The organism is Caballeronia sp. M23-90 (assembly GCF_053574605.1).
Window position 1 is genome coordinate 1 of sequence record NZ_JBSIPA010000886.1, and the last position, 983, is coordinate 983.

The window sequence follows — 983 nt, forward strand, 5'->3', positions numbered from 1 at the left end:
TATGGGTTCGACGTCTTCCGCCGGCAACGGCACGCCGAAGAATCTGACCGACGGCTCGGTCTTGCCGAGCGCCAGCGTCCGAGCAAGCTCTGCACGCTCGGGCTCATAGGTGAACAAGGGGTTGCTGAAGTACTCAGGCGCGAATGGTTGCAGCGGATGCTCGAACACAAAGCGGCTGCGTGCCGCTTCGAGTTCCTTAGGCGACGCGTCGTCTCCCGCGACCGTCACGGCGAGATGATCGAGCAGTTCATCGATCAGCGCAGCGGGCGGCAGTGCGGCGTTGTCGCGAATGCTGCGTCCGGTGTACGCGATCATCAATCGATCGCGTGCAGCCAGTAGCAAGTCGAGGAACAAGTTGCGCTCGTCGTCGCGGCGTTGACGATCGCCGAGCTTGCCGAAACTTGCCATCAGGTCGAATTCGTCGGCACGCGCGAGACTTGGCAACATGCCGTCGTCCATGCCGAGCAAACAGATCACGCGATACGGCAAGCCGCGCAAGCTCGTCAGCGACGAAAACGTCACACCGCCCCACGGCACGCCGCCACGCGCGGCATCGTCCAGGGCATCCGTCAGCGCCGTGCGTAATACATCTGCGGAAATTTCGGTTTCGGCCGCGCCCTCGTTCATTGAAAGCATCAGCGAGTCGAGCGTTGCGCGCACATCGGCGATCGAATCGGCGAACGGCAGGCCAGCATCGAAAAATTGCGTGAGCGCGTCGAGCAGCGTTTGTGTCCACGCCGCGGGCGTGCGTGGTGTGGCGACGCGTTCGCCGAAGGCATCTATATGGTCAATGAAACGCGTCAACCGCCCGAGCAACTCCGAATCCGATCCGTGCGCGCCTTCCACGGGCAGCCATTCGTCGACAGGAGCGCCGCCATCGGGCAGCGCGTAGCCAAGGAAGAGCCGGGTCAGCGCATCCGAAAACGTATGGCGGGCTGCAGGAACATCCACGCCAGTGACGGCCGAAGGCGCGAGACCACGCA

At 63.2% G+C, this 983-nt stretch carries 1 pseudogene; it reads right to left on the minus strand.

Annotated elements, in window-relative coordinates:
* Positions 1–983 (minus strand): annotated as a pseudogene (locus ACRXB1_RS36755) (exodeoxyribonuclease V subunit gamma); the annotation flags it as partial.